We start from the raw sequence: 18,079 nt of genomic DNA, 5'->3' as shown, positions 1-18,079 counted from the left end.
GATAATAATACTGCTTCAGAAAACTAAGGAAGAAAAAATATACTCACTTTTATGTATTTTGTGATACTTTCCGCGACAGGGGTTTACCATTTTATACCCCCTTTATATTTCTAGCAAACTCCATTACAAGTTTCAACCTTTTTTACTATAATTAACTTTATTAATTTTATTACTGTTGTAAAAAAAGCTTTATTCCTGTACTATCGAAAAAGTAAAATGACGCACATTACTATATGGCTTTTTATAGAATCTTTGATAAGATAGATAACGGACAAATACTTAGTAATTAAATCGTTTTCCCATTGATAGACATAGAATATTTAAAGAAGGTGAAAGGCTTTGCAACGATCTTTAAAATGGTTTGCCGTTCTTACAACTATCGGCATGCTTTTAATTTTGCTCGGCGGTGCCCTGGTAACTAAAACTGAATCCGGAATGGGATGCGGGAAATCCTGGCCGCTTTGCAATGGTGAATTTGTTCCAAGCGACATTACTCCTGAATTGATTATCGAACTGGCGCACAGACTTGTTTCAGGCTCAGTTGGTTTTATGGTCCTGATATTATCGATTTGGACATGGAGAAAATTGGGACATATAAGGGAAACAAAGTTTTTATCACTCACTTCGTTCTTCTTCCTTGTCCTCCAGGCTTTAATCGGAGCGGCCGCAGTAGTGTGGGGGCAATCTGATTTTGTACTTGCCCTTCATTTCGGGATTTCTTTAATATCTTTTGCAGCAGTACTGCTTTTGACTTTGCTTATTTTTGAAGTAGATAAGAAATTCGAGGCCGAGAAGCTCATTATTGATAAAAGAATGAGGAAACATATTATTGGAGTTTCTATATACAGCTATGCCGTAGTATACACTGGCGCGCTTGTGCGCCATGTTAATGCAAGTCTAGTCTGCCGTGACTGGCCGCTTTGCTTTAACGGTTCTTTCGCTCTTCCGGAAAATATGTATGAATGGGTGCAAATGGGCCACCGGGCTGCTGCCGGATTAATTTTCATATGGATCGGTTTCATTACTTTTCTTGCAATTAAGCATTACAAGGAACAGAAAGTCGTTTATTGGGGCTGGATCATTTCATTTATCTTAGTAACGCTTCAGGTTGCTGCTGGTGCATTAGTTGTATTAACCCGACTTAACTTGTATATAGCTCTTGCCCACGCCTTCTTTATTTCCTGCTTATTTGGGCTATTAAGCTATTTTATCCTTCTGTCCTCACGGAGCAGGAAGAATGAGCTTGCTGTTTCAGCTGTCAGGGAAAAAGAGAAAAATGATGAATCTCCTATCCCGACCGTTACTTCCATTCCATAATTGCATAAAACAAAAGAGCTTCGGCAATCGCCGAAGCTCTTTTGTTTTATTTATCGCAGTCTAACGGGCAGTACCCCCCCACTTCATGACAGAGTGGAATCAATAATGGAGGATACGTGGGGGAAAAGCCCTCCCATTTGAAGTTTCACTTTATTTTGAGAGCTCCAGCAATAAGTCTCCAGTTTGAATTGCTTCACCGTTCGAGACATAGATATCTTTAACTGTTCCAGAGAATGGCGCCTGTACAGTTGTTTCCATTTTCATGGCTTCTGTAATCATTAAGTGATCGCCTTTTTCGACTTTTTCACCTTTTTCTGCAAGCACCTTGATTACAGTTCCCGGCATGCTGGCAGCAATATGACTTTCATTATGCGGATCAGCTTTTGCTTTGGAGGCTACAGTTGCTTTAATACTTTCATCTTTTATGCTTACTTCACGAGGTTGGCCATTTAGCTCAAAATACACAATTCTTGTGCCATCAGCCTGAGGCTGGCCAATAGAAACTAATTTTACGATTAACGTTTTACCTGTCTCAATTTCAATTTCCACTTCCTCACCCAGTCTTAAACCATATAGAAATGTTGGGGTGTCAAGAACAGAAATATCACCAAATTGTTCACAGGTCTTAATATAGTCCATAAATACTTTTGGATAAAGTGCATAGGCAATCGCATCAAAGCTTGTAACCTGCCTGCCCAATTCTTTAAAGAGTTTTTCTTTTAAGGCATCAAAGTCCGCATCTTCAAGAAGTTCTCCCGGGCGGACAGTGATTGGCTCCCTGTCTTTCAATATGACCTTTTGCAGTTCTGCCGGGAATCCTCCATATGGCTGTCCTAAGTAGCCTTCAAACAATTCTACAACTGAGTCAGGAAAATCCATAGATTTGCCTTTATTCAAAACATCCTGCTCTGTCAGCTGATTCTGGACCATAAATAACGCCATATCACCAACTACCTTGGAAGAAGGTGTAACTTTAACAATATCACCAAACATTTGATTCACACGGGAATACATGTCCTTAACTTCATCCCACTTCTCTCCAAGGCCAACAGCTTTAGCCTGCTGCTGAAGATTACTGTATTGTCCGCCAGGCATCTCATGCTGATAGACTTCTGAATGAGGAGCCTTCATACCGCTTTCGAAGTCCTGGTAGTATTTGCGCACATCTTCCCAATAGTATGATAACTGCTCAAGCGCCTGAATATTAATTTTTGGCTGTCTTTCATTCCCCTGGAGTGCGTAATATAAAGAATTAGCACTTGGCTGGGATGTTAAGCCTGCCATTGTGCTTAGGGCCGTATCCACAATATCCACCCCTGCTTCAATAGCCTTTGCATATGTGAAAATTCCATTTCCGCTCGTATCATGAGTATGAAGATGAATCGGAATGTCAACAGTCTCTTTCAATTCAGAAATAAGGGTGTAGGCTGATTGCGGCTTTAATAAACCAGCCATATCTTTGATTGCCAGTATATGGGCTCCCTGATTCTCTAACTCTTTTGCCAGGTCTTTATAGTATTTAAGATTGTACTTTGTTCTGGCAGGATCCAAAATATCACCTGTATAGCACATGGAGGCTTCTGCAATTTTTCCTGTCTGGCGGACAGCATCAATTGCAACTTCCATCCCTTTAACCCAGTTAAGGCTATCGAAAATCCGGAAGACATCAATGCCAGCATAGGCTGATTTTTCAACAAACTCTCTTATTACATTATCCGGATAGTTTTTATATCCCACTGCATTTGAAGCACGAAGAAGCATCTGAAATAAAACATTTGGCATTTTTTCGCGCAATGTCAGCAGCCTTTCCCAAGGATCTTCTTTCAGGAATCTATATGCTACATCAAAAGTTGCACCGCCCCACATTTCAAAGGAAAACATATCAGGAAGCAATTTTGCTGTCGGTTCTGCGATATGCTTCAGGTCATTTGTCCTTACTCTAGTCGCCAGCAATGATTGATGGGCGTCACGGAAGGTTGTATCAGTAATTAAAACTTCTTTTTGCTCTTTAATCCATTTAACTAGTCCTTCAGGACCCTGATTATCTAAAATTTGTTTTGTCCCGTCCTGGTAATCTGTGCTGTATTTTAATTTTGGCACCCGCGGCTCATCAAATACCGGACGTTTTTTCTTTTCAATTCCCGGGAATCCATTAACAGTTACATTCCCGATATAATTAAGCATCTTCGTTCCGCGGTCTTTCCTTTTCGGGAACAGGAATAGTTCAGGAGTTTCATCAATAAATGATGTATCATATTCTCCTCTTAAGAATTTCTCGTGTTTTACTACATTCTCAAGGAAAGGAATATTTGTTTTAATGCCCCTGATACGGAACTCCTGCAGGTTCCTCACCATTTTTGATGCTGCCTGCTGGAAAGTCATAGCATGTGTTGAGAGTTTAACAAGCAGTGAATCATAATAAGGTGTAATCACTGCCCCCTGGAAACCGTTCCCCGCATCAAGCCGCACACCGAAACCGCCGCCCGATCTGTAAGCCATTAACCGGCCAGTATCAGGCATGAAGTTATTTAAAGGATCTTCTGTTGTAACACGTGATTGAATGGCAAATCCATGAATATGAATATTTTCCTGTTCAGGAACACCCACTTCTTTGCTGTGCAGCGCATATCCTTCAGCTACTAAAATTTGTGTTTGTACAATATCAACTCCTGTTACCATTTCGGTGATCGTATGCTCAACTTGCACGCGCGGATTTACTTCAATGAAATAAAACTGATCACCTGATACCAGAAATTCCACAGTTCCTGCATTAATATAGTCTACATTCTTCATAAGATTGACAGCAGCCTGACATATATCATCTCTTAATTTTTCAGAAAGGGATACGCAAGGTGCTACTTCTACAACCTTTTGGTGACGCCTCTGGACTGAACAATCTCTTTCATATAGGTGGATAATATTTCCTTCATGGTCACCAATGATTTGAACCTCTATATGTTTTGGCCTTTCTATGAATCTTTCAACATAAACTTCATCATTGCCAAAAGCAGCTTTAGCTTCCGACTTTGCACGCTCATATGATTCCTTTACTTCTTCCAGGCTCCTTACGATGCGCATGCCTCTTCCGCCACCGCCAAGTGAAGCTTTTATGATAATCGGGAATCCATGATTTTTGCCAAAGCTAATCACTTCATCCAGACTTTCTGCAGGGCCGTCACTGCCTGGAATAACCGGAATTTCAGCAAGCTGTGCTTGCGTTCTTGCTTTAACTTTATCTCCAAACATGTCCAGATGCTTAGATGCAGGACCGATAAATATGATGCCCTCTTCCTCGCAGCGTTTTGCGAATTCTATATTTTCAGACAGAAATCCGTATCCTGGATGAATGGCATCGACATCACTGCTTTTCGCAATGTCAATAATTCCTTCAATATCAAGATAGGCATCAATCGGTTTTTTTCCCTCTCCTACCAGGTAAGCCTCATCTGCTTTATAGCGGTGATAGGATCCGGAGTCCTCTTTAGAATAGATGGCTACCGTCCGGATATCCAGCTCTGTGCAGGCACGGAACACACGAATGGCAATTTCTCCTCTGTTGGCTACTAATACCTTGTTAATTCTTCGGCTCAATCAAAACACCCCGTCTTTATGTATTTTTTGGCAATATTCTGCCAAATTCAAGTTGAGGCCGGGTGGGTTTCCCGCTAGCCGGCCTATATTACCTTGATTGGCTGCTCCCTGATGGAAGCAATTATGTAATCAGCTTCTGCTGATTGATGTATAAATAAAGCACTGAAAAATTTTCTGTGCTTATTTACGAATGGAAAATGATTTTTCGGAAGCCAGTTCCATGGATTCCGGTTTTGTCTGCTCATCTTTATTTTTGTATTTTTGTTCATAATTCACAAACATTGAGACATTTACTAAAATCCCCATAGCAATCGAAAGCTGAAGCAGAGATGAACCTCCATAGCTGATAAAAGGAAGTGTGACACCAGTCAGCGGCATAACACCGGAAATCCCTGCAAGGTTGATGAATGCCTGAATTCCTATCATCGCGGATATGCCAATAGCCAATAAGCTGCCAAAAGCATCTTTACACTTTAAACTGATAAAGATTCCCCTCAGGACAATATACCCGAGAAGCAATATCACAAAACCTACTCCAAATGCCCCAAGCTCTTCTGCGATTACAGCCATTATGAAGTCTGTATGAGCTTCAGGAAGATAACCAAGCTTTTGTATACTTTCACCAAGGCCCAGCCCTTTTAATCCGCCTGCACCAAGGGCAATATAGGAATTCGAAAGCTGATACCCGAATTCGGAACCAAAAGGATCTCTAAAAGCTTCAACCCTTCCCATTCGATAAGGTGCAAAAATCTTATCTTTTAGAAGAAGGATAAAAGGCGCAGCTAACAATACTCCGAATAGTCCAAGTCTAAAAATGTTTTTGAAATTCATGCCTGATGTAAAAATTACGGCAGCAGCTACCAGAAAAATAATCATCGCGGAACCAAAGTCTGGCTGAACTGCAACAAGCAAAGCGGCTAGAATCAGATATGCAAGCGGGGGAAGAACCCCTTTATTAAACTCATTAATATAGGGCTGCTTTTTTGCATAGACAGCTGCTAAATATATGATAACTGAAAGCTTGACAAATTCTGCAGGCTGAAGGCTTCTGCTCCCGATTTCAAACCAGCTCATCGCCCCTCCGGCTACTTTTCCAAAGATAAATAGCGCAATCAGGCCGAATAACGAAATGAACACCATCGGAACAAGAAATTTATTGCTTTGCATAGCTTTGTAAGGAAATAGAGCGACAATAATAAAAACAATTGCTGAGATAATTAAATGCATTTTTTGCTTATTATAAAAAAAGTCGCTTTCCTGACCATAGATCTGAACAGCTGTTACCATGCTTGCACTGAAAACCATAATGAGTCCAAAAACAGATAACAGGGCTACTGCAATAATCAGGGTATAATCATATGATTTTAATATTTTTTTAAACATCCAGCCCTCTTCCCTTATCTTCTAAGTTTATTACTTATTCTACTATAGTATTGAATATCCTGCTTTGAAGAAAAGAAAAGTTAATTTAACTGTAACACAGCAAAGAAAAAAATTCTATAATTATGTCATACTAATTTAAAATTAAGTTATACAAATAGGACTATTCTTTTCTTATAGATATACTATTTCAATTCTTTTAAAAGTTCATCCAGTTATAAAAAAACTCAAACAATCTTTAAAAGATGTTTGAGTTTTTTTTTATTTTTTTACTGAGGCTTCGTGGAGAATGGATAGCTCCCTTTCCAATTCATCTAAAATAGCCTTGCCTTCAGCCTCTTCAATTAATCCAAGACGGACAGCAAAATCTATTTCTCTGGATAAACCAAACATCTGGGTATCAAGAACCTCCTCATATAGAGGACATTGAGGCATAGTAAGGTTATCCATTTGCACCTTAATTAATTTTAATATTTTAGCAGCATCCGCCTTTAATAGAGCATTTGCTTTTTCTTTGTGATCAATAATCATGTCAGAAGCCAACTTTCAATCCCTCCATTTCCGAGCGATTATCCTATCTATAAATTTTATACTTAAGCTTGGAAAAAAGCAAGGATAATAAGGGATTCCGAAGAGAAATGATTCTGGTTTTTCAGCAGAACACCGCTAATATGGCATGTCATCAGCCACACTCCAGGATTCGTCCTGTTCATTAATATCGCCTTTACCAATTGAACGACTGACAAGCAGTTTAAAAATCTGTATACTTAAACATACATACTTAAAGCATACATAGAACTGCCAGGAGGTTCAAAATGGAGAATATAATTGCCTTTAAAGGAAACGTTAAATACCAAATCACCTTAGATCCAGGAGTCTGGATATTCGATGATAGGAGAATCGATTTAACAACATACTTTAATCAGGAATATATCAGGAAAAATGAACTTGAGGAATATACCAAAGCAGTCTCAAAGCATTGGGATAGAGAAATCATGGAAGGTGCAGTATTTCCTCCAACACTTAAAACAGAAAAGAAATTTGAAAAAGAAAAGGTTCTTACAGGCACATTCGGCATACCTTTTAAACCATTCCTAAAGAATGCAGAACCTAACGACAATGCAGAAATCGTTATCATCGAAAGCGAAGATGGGGAGGCCCGTTTAACTCTATCTCAAGCCGAGGAATTAATATTGGGGTTTTCACAGGATGGTAAACCTTTAAAAGAAGATGGACCAGTTCATGTCTATTATGGGGATGGAAGCAATCAAAGCTCCCCCATAAAAAGAGTGAAGGGATTTAGAGTGGAATGACCGGAGAGGGCGATTGTGCATCGCCCTTTTTTATTTAAAGATAATAGACCTCCCCGGCATAAAGACTGCAGATTTCGCAGTCTCTTCCAGGCTGGCTATAATAGGTCAGCCGCAAGCTGGGCAAGGCCTGATCTCTCACCCTTAACAAGCTTGACATGGCCTGAGATAACCTGATCTTTGAACCTTTCCACGACATAGGTGAGACCGTTGTTATAAGCATCCAGGTATGGATGATCAATTTGCTCAGGATCTCCCATCAGGACAATTTTACTTCCTTCACCAACCCTGGTTAAAATGGTTTTTACTTCATGCTTCGTCAGGTTCTGTGCTTCATCTATAATAATAAATTGATCTGGTATGCTTCTGCCCCTAATATATGTCAGAGCTTCAACCTCAATAGAGCCCATACCTGCCAATATCGCATCCAATTCACCTGGCTTTTTGACATTAAACAGGTACTCCAAATTATCAAAAATTGGCTGCATCCATGGCCTTAACTTCTCCTCTTTTTCTCCGGGAAGGAATCCCAAATCTTTTCCTACCGGCACAATGGGGCGAGCCACCAGCAATTTTTTGTACTGCCCATAATCTTCTGTCTGCATTAAGCCGGATGCCAGCGCCAGAAGAGTTTTTCCAGTCCCCGCCTTCCCGATAAGCGTAACAAGCGGCAGATCATTTCTCAGCAATAGCTCGAGAGCCATTGTCTGCTGGACGTTTCTGGGCTTAATCCCCCAAATATGATCATGGTCAAAAATGAGCTTTTTCACTTTCTTCCCACTTTTGTCCACAATACCAAGTGCAGACGAAGATGAACCCAGCGCATCTTTCATCACCAGAAACTGATTCGGGTAGAAAGGATGGTTTGCAATTTCTGATAGCGGCAGTTCACTTTTTTCATAAAAGCGGTTCATAATATCGAGACTGATATAGACTTCCAGAAATCCAGGATATAAATGATCATTTTCGACCACACGGTCACTTAAGAAGTCTTCTGAAATTAGCCCGATAGCATCCGCTTTAACTCTGACAAGGGCATCTTTGCTTACAAGAATAACCGTTCGTCCATTTTCTTTTGTCTCTTCCTCAAGTGATAAGTTTTTTGCAACTGCCAAAATCCGATTATCATTTGTTTTTTCAACAAAAATCTCTTGAAGTTCATGAAATGATCTATGATTTAACTCAATTCGCAGGCTTCCGCCATTTTCAAGAGGTATTTTCTCATGCAGCTTACCCGTCTCCCTCATGCTGTCAATCAGCCGGGATACTTGCCTTGCGTTCCTCCCAATTTCATCCATATACCTTTTCTTAGAATCAACTTCTTCTAGAACTACAGCCGGGATGACTACTTCATTTTCTTCAAATGAAAATATGGAATTAGGATCCTGCAACAAGACATTGGTATCTAATACGTAAATTTTACTCAATATGATGCCTCCTGCTCCTCTTGTGTCTTTTTAAAGCAAATTACAAAAGCGGGGTCCCCTGCATGCGGATTTGCAGCTTCATGAAAGAATCACCTTCAATCTTGATGGAATATTCTCCTGTTGTTTTATATTATTCATTCTTTTAAAGATGTTGATTAATCAGGAATAAAGCTTTCTTATGAAGTGGACAAATCTATCTTGGTAAAAATATATGTAATGCCGAATAAAGATAGAAGAAATTTTGCACAATAACATTAAAGAATCTCATTATTCCTGAACCTGAAAATTCAAGTGTCCACTTTCAATTTCAGGGAAATTTTGATCGCCCGGAGGTGTCAAATATGAATAAATGGCTGCTGATATGCATGACAGGATTGCTATTATCAGGGTGCGGTATGAACGGCAATCAGGCGCTGGACCATCAGGAACAGCAAAATGCCAACACCATAAATGTTAAAAATAGTACAATACAGGAAGTTGACAGGGAAACTGGACAGCAAGTTTCCAGGCATCTTGTCAATTTGGCTACCAGAGTTCCTAATGTAAATGATGCGACTGCTGTTGTCCTTGGACGTTTTGCTATAGTCGGAGTAGATGTGAACAAAAACCTCGACCGTTCTGAGGTTGGAACAATTAAATATTCAGTTGCCGAAAGCCTCAAAAATGATCCTCATGGTGCAAGAGCAATTGTAGTGGCTGATCCGGATATTAACGCAAGGCTGCGGGAAATAGCTGAAGACATTCAAAACGGCGAACCCTTGCAAGGAATCATGAATGAACTGGCAGATATCGCTGGCCGGCTTATGCCTGAAGTTCCTGCCGATTTAGTTGATCCAAAAAAGAAAAATGAGAAAAACGCAACTGAAGATCCAAAGAAAAAACTCGACAATAATCAGGAAAAACAGCTCGAACAAAAACAGGAAAAACACTCGAATTATCATAAATAAAAGGGTTGCAGGCACCTATACCATTTTAACTAAGTGGCATAGGTGCCTGCCCCTTTTTTAGCCAAAAAAAACTTAGTTCCCGAGGGAACTAAGCTTTTTTCATCGCTTCCATAACCTGTTTGTCCAAACGGGCTGCTGCGTCTTTATCATATGTTTTGTCATATTGCGGTTCCACAGTGATTTTAGATCCGTAAAACATGACATCACGGACTTCTTTCACAGTGATTTCCATAAGTGCAAGCTTAAGAGGTACTCCGTCCATCTTTTCTGCCTTAACCGAAGCTTCACCAGCGATGGAGTATGTAGATTCATTCGCAATAATATTCAGCACAACCATGTTATTGCTATTTATGTTTTGAACAATCCTGGAACGGTTATCGACAGCAAAATACAATGTTTCCTCATTTTTTGCCAAAACCCATGAAATCGCATTAACGTTTGGTCCGCCGGTTTCAAAGTCAATAGTGGCAAGAGTAACAAAACGTTCCTTCTGCAGTTCGTCATATAATGGTTTAATTAATTTGGGTTCTACCTGATTTGCCATTCTTTTCCCTCCCTTAATAATTTAATCATAGTATGATAACGCTTTTCTTTCAACCAATAACATCCTTTACCTCAAGTCTGTTAGAGCCTTGGCTCTTTCTATACTAATATGAACTAACACAATAAACCCGATACGGCCTGACCCAAAAAAATTGTAATTTGCCGCAAAGCATTCGAATCAATCCTTAACTTATACTATAATGGTATTAACTACAGCTAAAACAATATGAGGTGTCCTATGCGAGTAAAATGTGTACTTTGTGATAAAATCGAATCAATTGAAAACGAGTCCTTACAGGCTAAACGGCTTCGAAACCGCCCTATTCACACATATATGTGCAAACCATGCGAAACAAGAATTACCGAAAATACTCAGAAAAGAGCAGATACCGGAAACTTTAAGCTCTATCGAAGCCAAGTCCAGGAGGAAGAATGGTAAATCAGGCGAAGCATAAAAAAGCCGTCCCTAACATCATTTAGGGACGGCTTTTCTTATTTCTCTGGATAATTCACATACTTTTCAGGTTCATTTTGAATCTGATCAAGCATCACTTCTATTAACTCACGTGGAAAACGGCTCTTCTTCCGTTCTGTATCCTTAGTATAATGCACAAAGTACATTACTTCATCTTTTTCAACTTCGATATCAGAAATCTTATGCTCTTGTGCAAGAATGTCAAAAAACATTCTTTCTGTGTCTGCTGCTGCTGTATCATCCGGACGTTCATCACAGACAATTTTTATCGTTAACCAGTTATACAGTGAATCCTGCAAAGATTTCATCTCAGTCTCTCCCGGTTATTCCGCCTTTGCCTGTTCCTTCTTTTCCTGGTGAAGGCGGATTTTATAGATAATCAAAATTAACGCAGCAACCACAAGGCCTTCTGCTACAGGAAGGAATACCCCAAGAAATGTCAGCACGGTACATCCTAAAATCAAGAAGGTATATATAACAGCTGATTTTATTATAGGAAGTTTCTTGGCAAACCCCAATTTAAAAACCAGTATGGACAGTAGAACAATTGTTATATATAGAAGCCACATTCCAGTTGTGGGATTCTCATGGACTTTGAACAAAGCAGCGAAAAAAGACAGGCGCTGTGAAACATCCATATCCTTCTCTCCTCCCCTTCTTAGCCTTAGTTAGTTTCAGCGTATTTTTTCTTTTTGGCCATTCTTTCACGTTCATTTTTATCAAGAATTTTTTTGCGCAGTCTGATTGACTCAGGTGTTACTTCAAGCAGCTCATCATCATTCAAATATTCAAGAGCTTCTTCAAGAGTCAAAATACGCGGCTTTTTAATTACATTCGTTTGATCCTTATTAGCAGAACGGATGTTGGTTGCATGCTTTACTTTAGTAATATTGACAGTAAGGTCATTTTCGCGAGTATGCTCTCCAACAATCATTCCTTCATAGATTTCAGTACCTGGTTCAACGAAAATGGTACCTCTATCCTCTACTTGCATAATACCATATGTGGATGACTTTCCGCTTTCCATGGAAACAAGCACACCCTTGCTTCTGCCTCCGATTTGTCCTTTAATTTCAGGCTGGTAGCTGTCAAATGTGTGATTGATAATACCATATCCGCGAGTAAGCGTCATAAATTCTGTGGAGTAGCCAATTAGTCCGCGGGCTGGGACGTTGAATGTCAGTCGCACTTGGCCATTTCCGTTATTGACCATATCAAGCATTTCACCTTTACGTGTACCCATTGATTCAATGATTGAGCCGGTATTATCCTCTGGCACATCAATTTGAACACGTTCTACCGGTTCGCAGCGAACACCATCAATTTCTCTAATAATTACTTCAGGCTTGGAAACCTGCAATTCAAAACCTTCACGGCGCATATTTTCAATGAGGATTGATAAATGAAGTTCTCCACGTCCAGATACAACCCAAGCGTCAGGTGAATCTGTATTTTCGACACGAAGACTCACATCTGTCTCGAGCTGGGCACGCAATCTTTCTTCAACTTTTCTGGCCGTAATATACTTGCCTTCTCTTCCTGCAAATGGGCTGTTATTTACAACGAAAGTCATTTGCAATGTTGGCTCATCTATTCTTAGAACAGGCAGTGCTTCCTGATGTTCGACAGGGCAGATTGTTTCCCCGACGTTGATGTCTTCCATTCCGGAAACAGCGATCAAATCTCCTGGAAACGCTTCTTGAATTTCCTCGCGTTTAAGGCCGAAGAAGCCAAAGATTTTTGTAACCCGGAATTGCTTAACTGAACCATCAAGCTTCATTAAGGCAACCTGCTGGCCAACCTTGATTGTTCCCCGGAATACACGGCCAATTCCGATTCTTCCCACATAATCATTGTAATCTAAAAGTGCAACCTGGAATTGTAGCGGCTCTTCACGATTATCAATAGGTGCTGGTATATGGTCTATAATTGCTTCATAAACAGAATGCATATCATCATCCTGTTTATCAGGAGTTGTACTTGCAGTCCCAGCAATAGCAGAAGCATAAATAACCGGAAATTCAAGCTGGTCCTCGTCTGCACCAAGTTCGATAAATAAATCGATAACCTCATCAACAACTTCTGTTGGGCGTGCAGATTCCTTATCAATTTTATTTACTACTACGATTGGTGTTAATTTTTGCTCCAAAGCCTTTTTGAGTACGAAACGTGTTTGAGGCATACAGCCTTCATATGCATCAACTACCAATAAAACACCATCAACCATTTTCATGATACGTTCCACTTCACCGCCGAAATCTGCGTGTCCAGGCGTATCCAGAATGTTAATTCTGGTATCTTTATATTTAACTGCAGTGTTTTTAGCTAAGATCGTAATACCGCGTTCTCTTTCCAGATCGTTTGAATCCATTGCGCGCTCTTCCACGTGCTCATTTGAACGGAAAGTCCCGGACTGTTTTAAAAGCTCGTCAACCAATGTTGTTTTACCATGGTCAACGTGGGCTATAATTGCAATATTTCGAATATCTTCTCTTAATTTCAAAAGATTTCCTCCTATTTATAGAAACTGAATCATTTTTTCAACATTTTTCACAACTGATACATTATATCACAATTACTATAGAAACCTAAAAGCTTTTTGTGTAAAATAATGTTGAAAAGGAATTATTTCTGATGTATGCTGTTCATTTTTATTCTCTTTACATATTTTTTGCCAGTATTTACTTAAAATAATCCGCTTGGGAGTGTAAAAAATTTATGAACAAAATCAAGTGGCCTTTATTAGCCTTTGCGATTGGGGCAGCTCTATGCATGATGGGCATAGGCGTTGCTGTAGCTGAAAGAAGCATAATAGGGATGATCATTGCCATCATTGCTTTAATTTTTGTAATGGGATACGGTTTTAAAACAAAGAAGAAAATGAGAGAAGACGGTTTATTATAGAAACGGCAATAAAAGCTGCAGCTCTGAGCTGCAGCTTTATCAAATTAATGGACAGACCATTATTAAGAAGTCTTTGCCATCGGGAGAAGCCTCCATTTTGAATTGCTCAAAGCCGGCATCACTTAAAAAATATATCCAATCATGCCGGTTCTCAGGAACACCTGAAAAGAAAGACTTTTCTCCTTTTTGCTTTAATTCTTCGGCTAACAGCTCAATAATCTTAGTACCGATTCCTTTCCTGCGAATACTGTTCTTAACCAGGATGGTACCTAGCCAGGGTTTCCGGTTAGAAGGAGATGAATTTAAGTGGAATGTGACGGCTATCCGTTCTCCATCGAGCCTCCAAATTCTCCACTCCCCGTTTAATTCCTGATACCTCGCCATATAATCCCTCAGGTTATGCCCGCTTTTTTCTTCTTCTTCCCAGGCAGCACTATCCTTAATGACCTCTAAAAAAAATGGCAAGTCTTCATCTGTGAACCTGCTGCTTGATATATTACCAATTGCCATTTTTTAAGTATTCTTTCATGATTTCCTGATGAAGCCCAGGCTTAGAGACAAAAACAGAATTGTTTTCAAGATAATTCAGAGGATCACCTTTAACGGTTGTTGCAATTCCTCCCAATTCCTCAATCATGATCACACCAGCGGCGAAATCCCATGGAGCCAGACGCATTGTTATGTATGCATCAACCCTACCGGATGCAATATATGCCATTTCAATTGCTGCTGAACCATAGGATCGGGTTCCTCTTGCATTTCTTACGAGGGGAGCCAGGAGTGATGGATCAATTCTTCTATTTTCCGTAACCCAGGTAGCATTCAATCCGATTATTGCCTTTGATACATCCGTTTCCTTTAATGGCGGAAGTTCCAAATCATTCAGGAAAACACCCTGCCCCTTCATGCAATGATATAACTCATCATGGACTACATCGTAAATTAAACCAACTTTTCCCTTTCCGTTTTCATAAATGCCTATTGATATAGCAAAGTTTCTTTGCTGATGGACAAAATTCATTGTTCCGTCAATTGGATCAATAATCCACACAATTCCTTCCATATCGCTTAGTTTATTACCGAAACCCTCTTCACCCAGGATTCGATGGCCAGGATATTTTTCATTAATTTTTTTTATGAAGAATTGTTCTGTTTCCTGATCTATATCTGTCACTAAATCGTTTGCATTTGACTTGGTGGTGATGGTCAAAGTTTTGCTGAAAGAATTTTTAATATTTTCGCCGGCCTCTCTAATCAAGGCTTTGGCATATGTATGAATTTCACTCCAATTTGTCATAGGTCCGCCCTCCGCTTGGTATATCCTTAAAATATAACTAGCTTAAATGAATTAGCTGGGTTCTTCAAGTTATATACTCTCCTATGATGCGGGTTATCATTTGCAGGTAAAAACAATTGCCAAAATAATAAACGAACTCCTCATGAAATCAGGGAGTCCGTTTCTAATTATTTTTTCTTTTCATTTGCATTTTTTCTGCCTTTTCTCCTTTAGTCACAATTAATCTTAAAGTGCTTTTAATCTAAGAAGTTCCTGCCTGATTTTTTCAAGCTTTAGCTTAGATTGTTTCTGGAGATCTTCATTTTTTTCTGACATGGCATCAAACAAAGTAGCTAACTCATAATCCATTTCCAGCCTTAAGACCGCTGTTCTTTCCCTATCACCATTTTTTTTCTTCACTGTATTCATAAGTTGTTTCATTAGACAGTACACCCCTTCCAATAGTGATTAATTTTCTGATTATTTTTACTATTATCATATGAAGGACAATTCTCAGTTGCAACTAATTTGTGCGATAACCTAAAACTTTATTTAGCCGCTTCTTCAGAGCTTAAAATTTTTGGATTGTTCGAGGTTATGCTACAATATTTGACAAAGCATATAGGAGGTTAGCTTATGTCTTTTTCTGGTTTTACAAACGATGATTTCGATGTCTTCAAAATAGATGGACTTGATGAAAGAATGGACAGGTTAAAATCTGTTATTAGGCCTAAGTTGGAAGACTTGGGACGCCATTTTGCACCTTCTCTCTCAAACATGTCCGGAGATGAAATATTCCCTCATGTTGCTAAGCATGCCAGAAGAACAAAGAATCCGCCAAATGATACGTGGGTTGCATTTGCAGGCAATGCGCGGGGATACAAAATGGTTCCTCATTTCCAGATAGGTTTATGGGAAACGCATGTATTCATCTGGTTTGCCATCATATATGAAGCACCGAATAAAGCTGCTGCAGGCAAATCTTTTGAAAACAGCCTGGATATATTTTATAAAGAAATACCCAAGGATTATGTCTGGTCAGGCGATCACACAAAACCAGATGCTGTTCCTCATAATCAAATTTCCAAAGAAGAATTAAAATCCATGTTTCAGCGCCTGCAAAATGTTAAAAAAGCTGAAATTCTTTGCGGCTATCATATTTCTCGAGAAGATGCCGTTCAGATGTCATCTGATCAGTTTATTCAAAAAGCTGAATCTGTATTTAGAAATTTATTACCCCTATACAAAATGGCATAAACATGTTTCGCATATCGTGGAATAGGCAGCTAAAAAAACAAAACCTTCAAATTGAAGGTTTTGTTTTTTTACTAAGTCTATTTCTGCATTCTTACTTTATCCCCTGCTGAACGTTCTTTGGCCAATTTAACGGTCCTATAGGAGGAATAACCGCTTTGTTCTTCAAATTCATCACAAATGTTTTTCTCGTGGGCTTTTCCCGGAACGATTTCCTTAAAGCGTCTATATGCATTCATGAATTGTTCCCGCTCAATTCCTTTTTCGTATGCCATTTCAATGCTTTCAAAGTATTTAATAACGTCAACTATTTCTTCGGTTGACCAATCCTGGTCAATCGGGTACTGATATTCCATTTCACTTCACCTCATTTATGATAGTCATGATGTATTTTCACATTATTTTATCAATATTAAACCCATTTTCCCCTGATTGATTCTCCTTCTGCAACGATCCGCTGGAATAGTTCTTCAACTGAGGGGATATCCTTAATTAATCCCATAACTTGTCCAGCCCATGCAAATCCTTCATGGCCGTTCCCTTCATATATATATTTTTTATTAGCATTCCCGCTAATGTAGTCTTTTAATTGCTCATAGCCGCCGTTTTGTTTTTCGATTTCGAGTATTTTTTCCGTCCATGAGTTAGCTATTACCCTTGCAGGTGCACCTATAGTTCTTTTTATTACTACTGTGTCATTTTCTGTTCCTTCGACTAAACGATTTTTATATAATTCAGAAGCATGGACGCATTCCTTTGTCGCAACAAATCTTGTCCCCATCTCAATACCCTCTGCTCCAAGACTTAAAGCTGCCATCAGGCCCCTGCCGTCTCCAATTCCTCCTGAGGCAATAACAGGAATGGATACAGCATCAGCCACCTGAGGAACTAGAACGAAGGTTCCAATATCATCCCTGCCTAAATGTCCTCCGCCTTCCTGTCCAACGACCATCACAGCATCTGCCCCAAGTTCCTCTGCCTTTACTGCCTGCCGTTTTGCCGCCACAAGTACAAGTTTCTTAACATTTACACCCTTTAACTGATCAAAAATAGGCGCAGGATTCCCCCCTGTCATAGAAATAACAGGAACTTCTTCTTCAATTGCAATATCCAGGTAATGAGAAAATGGCCTTCCATGCTGCCCAATAGCAAAATTAACCCCAAATGGTTTATCTGTCAATTTCTTAACCTTTTGGATCTCGTCTCTTAATTTTTCCGGGCTGCTGAGAGACATTGCAGTAATCTGCCCTAATCCTCCTGCATTTGAAACAGCTGCTGCCAAGTCTGAATAAGCAAGATGGGCAAGGCCACCCTGTATAATTGGATATTTAATTTTTAATAATTCTGTCACACGTGTGTTCCACTTCATTTATAAACCCTCCATTTCTTCCTGACTTTTTATTTCTATTTATAAGGTTAAAATTCCTGTTAACTTCTAAAACTAATGGCAAATCGAAATGTGGTGGCGGCTGTCCAGGGACGACAAGCATATGACGAACCCTTCAATCGGGATTGGGCAAACCTTTCGTCTTCAGGAGCGGTAACCAGACAGGCTTTATCAGGATGAATATGCAATAAAACTTTCTATGCAAAGGGATTGAATAATGCTATAATGCAAATGTTTTATAACAGCATGAGCATATTGAAATATTAAT

Annotated in this window: 19 protein-coding genes; 6 read left to right on the top strand and 13 right to left on the bottom strand. The window is 39.4% G+C overall.

Annotated features, from left to right (window positions below):
* Positions 1-339 precede the first annotated feature (339 nt).
* Positions 340-1,317: a COX15/CtaA family protein gene (locus JI665_RS02910; RefSeq protein ID WP_206836032.1), complete on the top strand. Its 978-nt coding sequence runs from the start codon at positions 340-342 to the stop codon at positions 1,315-1,317.
* Positions 1,318-1,467: 150 nt separating this feature from the next.
* Here the strand turns inward: JI665_RS02910 and pyc are convergent, their stop codons facing one another.
* The 3 genes from pyc to JI665_RS02895 all read right to left on the bottom strand — a co-directional run bounded on the left by pyc (position 1,468) and on the right by JI665_RS02895 (position 6,831).
* Positions 1,468-4,908, bottom strand: a complete 3,441-nt coding sequence (gene pyc, locus JI665_RS02905; RefSeq protein WP_206836028.1) for a pyruvate carboxylase — start codon at positions 4,906-4,908, stop codon at positions 1,468-1,470.
* Between the two features lie 180 nt (positions 4,909-5,088).
* Entirely contained in the window at positions 5,089-6,291 is a 1,203-nt protein-coding gene (locus JI665_RS02900; protein WP_206836026.1) for an FtsW/RodA/SpoVE family cell cycle protein, read from the bottom strand.
* A gap of 258 nt (positions 6,292-6,549) precedes the next feature.
* On the bottom strand, positions 6,550-6,831 hold the full coding sequence (locus JI665_RS02895; protein WP_206836024.1) for a YlaN family protein: 282 nt from the start codon (positions 6,829-6,831) through the stop codon (positions 6,550-6,552).
* Positions 6,832-7,103: 272 nt separating this feature from the next.
* Here JI665_RS02895 and JI665_RS02890 point away from each other — a divergent pair, with 272 nt between their 5' ends.
* Positions 7,104-7,601 (top strand): peptidyl-prolyl cis-trans isomerase, encoded by a 498-nt coding sequence (locus tag JI665_RS02890; protein ID WP_206836022.1) that lies wholly within the window; start codon positions 7,104-7,106, stop codon positions 7,599-7,601.
* A 95-nt stretch (positions 7,602-7,696) separates the two neighbouring features.
* On the opposite strand, the gene JI665_RS02885 is transcribed toward JI665_RS02890, so the two are convergent.
* Positions 7,697-9,025 carry a PhoH family protein gene (locus JI665_RS02885; RefSeq protein WP_206836020.1) on the bottom strand — a complete coding sequence of 443 codons (1,329 nt, stop codon included), beginning with the start codon at positions 9,023-9,025 and terminating at the stop codon, positions 7,697-7,699.
* A gap of 341 nt (positions 9,026-9,366) precedes the next feature.
* Here JI665_RS02885 and JI665_RS02880 point away from each other — a divergent pair, with 341 nt between their 5' ends.
* Complete coding sequence (locus JI665_RS02880; protein ID WP_206836019.1) at positions 9,367-9,972, top strand: YhcN/YlaJ family sporulation lipoprotein; 606 nt, start codon at positions 9,367-9,369, stop codon at positions 9,970-9,972.
* A gap of 88 nt (positions 9,973-10,060) precedes the next feature.
* Here JI665_RS02880 and JI665_RS02875 read toward each other — a convergent pair whose 3' ends face one another.
* Positions 10,061-10,516, bottom strand: a complete 456-nt coding sequence (locus JI665_RS02875; protein WP_206836016.1) for a pyridoxamine 5'-phosphate oxidase family protein — start codon at positions 10,514-10,516, stop codon at positions 10,061-10,063.
* Between the two features lie 237 nt (positions 10,517-10,753).
* Between JI665_RS02875 and JI665_RS02870 the strand changes: the two genes are divergently transcribed.
* The gene (locus JI665_RS02870) at positions 10,754-10,954 is read left to right on the top strand and encodes a YlaI family protein (protein ID WP_206836014.1); all 201 of its coding nucleotides are present in this window, start codon (positions 10,754-10,756) and stop codon (positions 10,952-10,954) included.
* 53 nt (positions 10,955-11,007) lie between these two features.
* On the opposite strand, the gene JI665_RS02865 is transcribed toward JI665_RS02870, so the two are convergent.
* Genes JI665_RS02865 through typA form a run of 3 tightly spaced genes read right to left on the bottom strand, consistent with a single transcriptional unit; the run spans position 11,008 to position 13,493 of the window.
* Positions 11,008-11,298 carry a hypothetical protein gene (locus JI665_RS02865; RefSeq protein WP_206836013.1) on the bottom strand — a complete coding sequence of 97 codons (291 nt, stop codon included), beginning with the start codon at positions 11,296-11,298 and terminating at the stop codon, positions 11,008-11,010.
* Between the two features lie 15 nt (positions 11,299-11,313).
* Entirely contained in the window at positions 11,314-11,628 is a 315-nt protein-coding gene (locus JI665_RS02860) for a YlaH-like family protein (RefSeq protein WP_009330961.1), read from the bottom strand.
* A gap of 26 nt (positions 11,629-11,654) precedes the next feature.
* Positions 11,655-13,493 (bottom strand): translational GTPase TypA, encoded by a 1,839-nt coding sequence (gene typA, locus JI665_RS02855; protein ID WP_206836011.1) that lies wholly within the window; start codon positions 13,491-13,493, stop codon positions 11,655-11,657.
* Between the two features lie 215 nt (positions 13,494-13,708).
* On the opposite strand from typA, the gene JI665_RS02850 reads away from it, so the two are divergent.
* Positions 13,709-13,894: a YlaF family protein gene (locus JI665_RS02850; RefSeq protein WP_113881805.1), complete on the top strand. Its 186-nt coding sequence runs from the start codon at positions 13,709-13,711 to the stop codon at positions 13,892-13,894.
* Positions 13,895-13,933: 39 nt separating this feature from the next.
* Here JI665_RS02850 and JI665_RS02845 read toward each other — a convergent pair whose 3' ends face one another.
* From JI665_RS02845 to JI665_RS02835, 3 genes are all read right to left on the bottom strand, one after another.
* On the bottom strand, positions 13,934-14,404 hold the full coding sequence (locus tag JI665_RS02845) for a GNAT family N-acetyltransferase (RefSeq protein ID WP_206836009.1): 471 nt from the start codon (positions 14,402-14,404) through the stop codon (positions 13,934-13,936).
* Positions 14,391-15,191 (bottom strand): inositol monophosphatase family protein, encoded by an 801-nt coding sequence (locus JI665_RS02840; protein ID WP_206836007.1) that lies wholly within the window; start codon positions 15,189-15,191, stop codon positions 14,391-14,393. The genes JI665_RS02845 and JI665_RS02840 overlap by 14 nt, the downstream gene beginning before the upstream one ends.
* Before the next feature lie 225 nt (positions 15,192-15,416).
* On the bottom strand, positions 15,417-15,611 hold the full coding sequence (locus JI665_RS02835) for a hypothetical protein (protein WP_035328635.1): 195 nt from the start codon (positions 15,609-15,611) through the stop codon (positions 15,417-15,419).
* 195 nt (positions 15,612-15,806) lie between these two features.
* On the opposite strand from JI665_RS02835, the gene JI665_RS02830 reads away from it, so the two are divergent.
* Positions 15,807-16,427: a YktB family protein gene (locus JI665_RS02830; RefSeq protein WP_206836005.1), complete on the top strand. Its 621-nt coding sequence runs from the start codon at positions 15,807-15,809 to the stop codon at positions 16,425-16,427.
* A gap of 77 nt (positions 16,428-16,504) precedes the next feature.
* On the opposite strand, the gene JI665_RS02825 is transcribed toward JI665_RS02830, so the two are convergent.
* Positions 16,505-16,780 (bottom strand): UPF0223 family protein, encoded by a 276-nt coding sequence (locus JI665_RS02825; RefSeq protein WP_206836003.1) that lies wholly within the window; start codon positions 16,778-16,780, stop codon positions 16,505-16,507.
* A 56-nt stretch (positions 16,781-16,836) separates the two neighbouring features.
* On the bottom strand, positions 16,837-17,793 hold the full coding sequence (locus JI665_RS02820) for an NAD(P)H-dependent flavin oxidoreductase (RefSeq protein WP_206836002.1): 957 nt from the start codon (positions 17,791-17,793) through the stop codon (positions 16,837-16,839).
* Positions 17,794-18,079 lie beyond the last annotated feature (286 nt).

The sequence above is a fragment of the Bacillus sp. NTK034 genome (assembly GCF_017303275.1).
In the GTDB taxonomy this organism is placed as follows: Bacteria; Bacillota; Bacilli; order Bacillales; family Cytobacillaceae; genus Cytobacillus.
Note: the sequence above shows the minus strand (reverse complement) of the source record. Positions and strands in the feature narration are given on the sequence as shown.

What these genes read in the sequence shown, in the direction of transcription:
- JI665_RS02845 (WP_206836009.1), bottom strand. Translation starts at nt 14,404, where the DNA reads ATGGCAATTGGTAATATATCAAGCAGCAGGTTCACAGATGAAGACTTG.
- JI665_RS02860 (WP_009330961.1), bottom strand. Translation starts at nt 11,628, where the DNA reads ATGGATGTTTCACAGCGCCTGTCTTTTTTCGCTGCTTTGTTCAAAGTC.
- JI665_RS02900 (WP_206836026.1), bottom strand. Translation starts at nt 6,291, where the DNA reads ATGTTTAAAAAAATATTAAAATCATATGATTATACCCTGATTATTGCA.
- JI665_RS02865 (WP_206836013.1), bottom strand. Translation starts at nt 11,298, where the DNA reads ATGAAATCTTTGCAGGATTCACTGTATAACTGGTTAACGATAAAAATT.
- JI665_RS02820 (WP_206836002.1), bottom strand. Translation starts at nt 17,793, where the DNA reads ATGAAGTGGAACACACGTGTGACAGAATTATTAAAAATTAAATATCCA.
- JI665_RS02825 (WP_206836003.1), bottom strand. Translation starts at nt 16,780, where the DNA reads ATGGAATATCAGTACCCGATTGACCAGGATTGGTCAACCGAAGAAATA.
- JI665_RS02890 (WP_206836022.1), top strand. Translation starts at nt 7,104, where the DNA reads ATGGAGAATATAATTGCCTTTAAAGGAAACGTTAAATACCAAATCACC.
- JI665_RS02840 (WP_206836007.1), bottom strand. Translation starts at nt 15,191, where the DNA reads ATGACAAATTGGAGTGAAATTCATACATATGCCAAAGCCTTGATTAGA.
- JI665_RS02850 (WP_113881805.1), top strand. Translation starts at nt 13,709, where the DNA reads ATGAACAAAATCAAGTGGCCTTTATTAGCCTTTGCGATTGGGGCAGCT.
- JI665_RS02875 (WP_206836016.1), bottom strand. Translation starts at nt 10,516, where the DNA reads ATGGCAAATCAGGTAGAACCCAAATTAATTAAACCATTATATGACGAA.
- JI665_RS02830 (WP_206836005.1), top strand. Translation starts at nt 15,807, where the DNA reads ATGTCTTTTTCTGGTTTTACAAACGATGATTTCGATGTCTTCAAAATA.
- JI665_RS02870 (WP_206836014.1), top strand. Translation starts at nt 10,754, where the DNA reads ATGCGAGTAAAATGTGTACTTTGTGATAAAATCGAATCAATTGAAAAC.
- JI665_RS02880 (WP_206836019.1), top strand. Translation starts at nt 9,367, where the DNA reads ATGAATAAATGGCTGCTGATATGCATGACAGGATTGCTATTATCAGGG.
- JI665_RS02835 (WP_035328635.1), bottom strand. Translation starts at nt 15,611, where the DNA reads ATGAAACAACTTATGAATACAGTGAAGAAAAAAAATGGTGATAGGGAA.